The sequence below is a fragment of the Streptomyces lacrimifluminis genome (assembly GCF_014646095.1).
GTDB classification, from domain to species: Bacteria; Actinomycetota; Actinomycetes; order Streptomycetales; family Streptomycetaceae; genus Streptomyces; species Streptomyces lacrimifluminis.
Window position 1 is genome coordinate 1 of sequence record NZ_BMMU01000087.1, and the last position, 3,998, is coordinate 3,998.

Here is a 3,998-nt window from a genome sequence, read left to right on the forward strand (position 1 = left end):
GCCCCGGGCGACTCCCGCGCGCCGTCCGGGGCACCTCCGAGCGCACCGCCGACTCCGCGGCACAGTGGGCGTACGCCCACCAGGTCCGCACCGGCCGCGCGGGGACCTGGACCCAGACCCACCGCCGGTGGATCGCCCTGGCCGCCCTGCTGATCGTGGCCCTGGTCTTCGCGCTCTGGAACCACCCGACGGTGCTGACCATCCTGTTGCTGGTCATCGTCCTGCTGGCCGTGCTCGCACTCCTCGCACTCCTCGCACTCCTCGCGCTCCTCGCCGCCACCGGCCGCACCACAACCGATGCCGAGCGGGTGGCACAGCGGCCGGAGAGCGCCGAGTGACCTTTTGCCTCGCGGGTCTCCCGCCCTCGGGGCGCGCTCAGGGCAGAGCGGATTCGCCCCCCGCGAGTGCGAGACGGCTACTGGCGGGCCATGTACATGCGCAGCTCGCTCGGGGCGGCGACGTGTGCCCTGGCCGACTGACGCCCCTCCGGGAAGATGAAAAGGGGCGAGGCCCGAAGACCCCGCCCGCTACCACTGAAACCCCAGGTCAGGGCCACACCAAGCAGTACGGCTGATGCCCCGCCTCATGCAACCGATGGCTGAAGTCCTGCCACTCGTGCAGCGAATGGGAGGGGGAGGGCGCTGAACTGGAGTTTTGTGGCGAAATGTGCGTTGACCTGCGGAAACTCCTCTACGTAGTTCTCACCGGTCAACGCCGCGTCCCAGGCTCATGCGCCCTGGATGTGCCCTCGGGGACGTGCGGGGTGTCCTCTCCCGGGTCAGGTCGTCGGCGGTTGCTCCGCCTGGAGCCGGCCCGTGTGTACCGCGTCGACCAGGGCCTGGTGGTCGCGCTCGTTCTGGTCGGCGTATGCCTCGGCGAATGTGGCGAGTGCCCGGTCGAACGAGTCGCTGCTGCCCAGGTACGCGGCGATCGCGATGCGGTCGCCGGACCGGGCGTGCGCACGAGCCAGGGTGAGCCCGCAGAGTTCGCCGAACACCTCCATGTCCTTGGGCCGCATCCTCTCCGGCATGGCGATGCCCTTCCAGTCGCGCAACTGGCGGACGTAGAAGTCACGCTGCTTGCCGTCGATCCCCTCCACCCGCTCCCAGCCGAGGAAGATGTCGCTCGTGGCCTGCATCAACCGCTGGCCCGATACCACCCGCTCGCCCTGGTTGCGGTACTTGCTCGCGCCGATGTGTTCGGCGAGCACGGAGACGTCGGCCTCCTTGGCCTGGAGGAAGAGCGGGTCCTGGCCGTCCCGGCCGAGGAGAAGGAAGATCCAGCACCGGGTGCCGACGCTGCCGACGCCGACCACCTTGCGGGCGATGTCCGCCAGTCGGTAGTCCTCCAGGAGCGCGCGCCGATCGGAGGCGAGAGTGCGGCCGTACCGTTCGAGCAGACGGCGGAACTCGCGCTCCAGGGCACTGCGTTCGAGGTCCGGCAGCAGGTCGGCGGCCGGGACGAGCAGCGGGTGGTCCGCCGCGATCCTGGGCCGGCCGTCGACCGTCTCGGTGAGCTTGTCGAAAGCCTGCAGGCTGTCGCGGGTGCGGGCCTTCGCCATGGCATGGGCCAGGTTCTTCCGGCCGTGCTTCGTTCCTTGGCGACGGCCCGTGATCAGGGACTCGAGGAGGTCCGCGTCGATGTTCGCGTACCAGACGTCGAGGTTGCCCGTGCCCGCGAAGCGGATCATCGCCTCGCGGTACGAACGAACCGTGGCGCACACGATGCGGGCGCGCTCGTCGTCGTCGAAGCCGTTCGCCCGGCCCGCGATGACGAAACTCGCCGACAGCCGCTTGACGTCCCACTCCCACGGGCCCGGCAGTGTCTCGTCGAAGTCGTTGATGTCGAACATCAACTGCCTCTCCGGCGAGGCGAGCAGACGGAAGTTCAGCATGTGTGCGTCGCCGCACAGTTGGGCCGTGAGTCCCGACGTCGGACTGTCGGCCAGGTCGGACGCCATGATCGCGGCGGCGCCCCGGTAGAAGCGGAACGGGGCCTCCATCATCCGGCCGTAGCGGATCGGGACGAGTTCGGGCACCCGTGTCGCGGACTGCGCTTCCAGGATCGTCAGCGGGTCAGGCCGGTCGGGAGAGGGCTTGTACACGGCATGGCCCGACCGCGGCGAGCTGCGTCGCGCCTCTTTGCCGAGAGCTGCGCGTTCCTCAGGCGTGGTTTGGGGCGAGGTGCGCATTGCCGTGGTTGCTTTCTGGGACATCGAAGGCCCTCCTGCCTGGTCCTGCGGCCATGGGGACGCCCGGCACAGGGCACCTCGGACAGAAGGGCTTCGTGGCCTTCTCAGATGTCGGCCGCGGTGATCATCGATGCCGGGTGGGTGTCTGCTCTCAGCCCTCTGTCGCGATCTCGGCGTCGGCGACGGCGATGGCGATGCCGAGTGCCGTGGCGATGTTGCCCGCTGCCGTCATGACGCGGGCGGTCCCCACGATGGGCGCGATGGCGACCAGGACGTCCTGGAGCCGGTCGGCGGTCAGGCCGGCCTTGAGGGCGGGGTCGATGTGGGCCACGTAGGAGATGGGCGGGGCGTCCGAGGCGGCGAGCGCCGCGATGCGCGTGAGGATGAGCATGTCCGGGGCCATCCCGCATCGCTCGAGCGAGTCGACCGTCATGGCGGCGAGCGTGTCCAGGACAGGGGTTTCGGATGCAGTGGACATTTCTTATGCCCTCCTGGTGGGTTTCGAACCCGAGGGGGATGAGAGGGGGATGTGAAGCGCGGGGAACCGGGTCCCGGGAATTCGGCGCTTCCCCTCAACCGTAGGACCCATCCGGACCTCGCGCATTGCGTGCGCCCCGGGTTGTGGTGCTGTCCTGATCGGTCAGTTCCCCGCAGGCGCGACGACACCGCCCTGACCTGTGTAGATGGCCTGCGAACTACTCATCGGGAGCCGCCCGGCCAACATCTCGAGGTGCGTGGCGCACCCTGCGGGACGAGATTGGAAGTAGCCCGTCCGGCCGAACGCGAACGCGTGGTTGTGCGGGGCCGTACGACACGAAGGAGGCGGCGATGACCAGTCATGTGAGTGGGGCCCGTTCGGGCGCGGCGGTGCGGAGTACGGAGAGGACCGGTCTCGGCAGCGGCTGGCTGGTCTTCGCGGGCGTCCTGATGATCTTCGGGGGCCTGATGATGCTTCTTCAGGGCATCGCCGCCATCGCCCACGACGACGTGTTCGTCACCACCCGCAACTATGTGTACGAGTTCGATCTCACCGCGTGGGGCTGGGTCCATCTGGTCATGGGCGTGTTCATCACGCTCGCCGGTGCCGCCCTGTTCCAGGGAGCCACCTGGGCGAGGGTCGTCGGCGTGGTGCTGACCGGTCTGGCCATGCTCGCGAACTTCCTCTGGATCCCCTACGCGCCGTTCTGGGCCATCGTCCTCATCGCGCTCAACGCCTTCGTGATCTGGGCGCTGTGCACCGCTCCCAGCCCTGAAGAGCGATGAAGCAGGGGATCGGAGACACCCATGAAGGATCTCAAGTTCGAGCAGAAGCGCGTGCTGTCACGCCTTGAGGCGGCCGACCAGCTCACGGCGATCGCGGCCCTGCTGAGGGAAGGCGGGGACGCTGAACTGGAACTCGGCCTCGGAACGTTGAGCATGCGGATCCCCGACGACGACCTTCGCAGCGAGGTGGAGGTTGAGATCGGTAACGGGGAGATCGAGCTGGAGATCGAGTTCAAGTGGCCGACGTCCCGGAAATCGTCAACGCGGACGGTCGCGGACACGGAGGGCGCCACGACGCGGAAGCGCGCGCCCGCGAAACCCAGGCGCAGGAGTACGACCACCAGCAAGAGCAAAGGTGCGAAGCGGACCGCGGCGAAGAAGCCCTGAGGTGCCCTGAGCCGTGCCGTGAACGTCGGGCCGGCCGTCACACCCGTTCGGGGTGTGACGGCCGGCCCGCGTGCGGTGCGGACGAGGACGCCGTCAGGCCGGTTCCGTCAGGTCTGTCAGGTCCGTCAGGCCGGTTCCGGGACGAAGGGATGCAGTT

Annotated in this window: 5 protein-coding genes; 3 read left to right on the top strand and 2 right to left on the bottom strand. The window is 68.6% G+C overall.

The genetic code is table 11. The features are described from left to right. A partial coding sequence (locus IEY89_RS39875) for a hypothetical protein (RefSeq protein ID WP_189152409.1) occupies positions 1–338 on the top strand: 338 nt, incomplete at its 5' end. A 440-nt stretch (positions 339–778) separates the two neighbouring features. On the opposite strand, the gene IEY89_RS39880 is transcribed toward IEY89_RS39875, so the two are convergent. Beyond that, positions 779–2,215 carry a DUF2252 domain-containing protein gene (locus IEY89_RS39880; protein WP_189152410.1) on the bottom strand — a complete coding sequence of 479 codons (1,437 nt, stop codon included), beginning with the start codon at positions 2,213–2,215 and terminating at the stop codon, positions 779–781. A gap of 127 nt (positions 2,216–2,342) precedes the next feature. Then, positions 2,343–2,669 (bottom strand): carboxymuconolactone decarboxylase family protein, encoded by a 327-nt coding sequence (locus IEY89_RS39885; protein ID WP_189152411.1) that lies wholly within the window; start codon positions 2,667–2,669, stop codon positions 2,343–2,345. A gap of 350 nt (positions 2,670–3,019) precedes the next feature. Between IEY89_RS39885 and IEY89_RS39890 the strand changes: the two genes are divergently transcribed. Then, positions 3,020–3,454: a DUF7144 family membrane protein gene (locus IEY89_RS39890; RefSeq protein WP_373287355.1), complete on the top strand. Its 435-nt coding sequence runs from the start codon at positions 3,020–3,022 to the stop codon at positions 3,452–3,454. 21 nt (positions 3,455–3,475) lie between these two features. Next, entirely contained in the window at positions 3,476–3,841 is a 366-nt protein-coding gene (locus IEY89_RS39895) for an amphi-Trp domain-containing protein (protein ID WP_189152412.1), read from the top strand. The last annotated feature ends 157 nt before the right edge of the window (positions 3,842–3,998 follow it).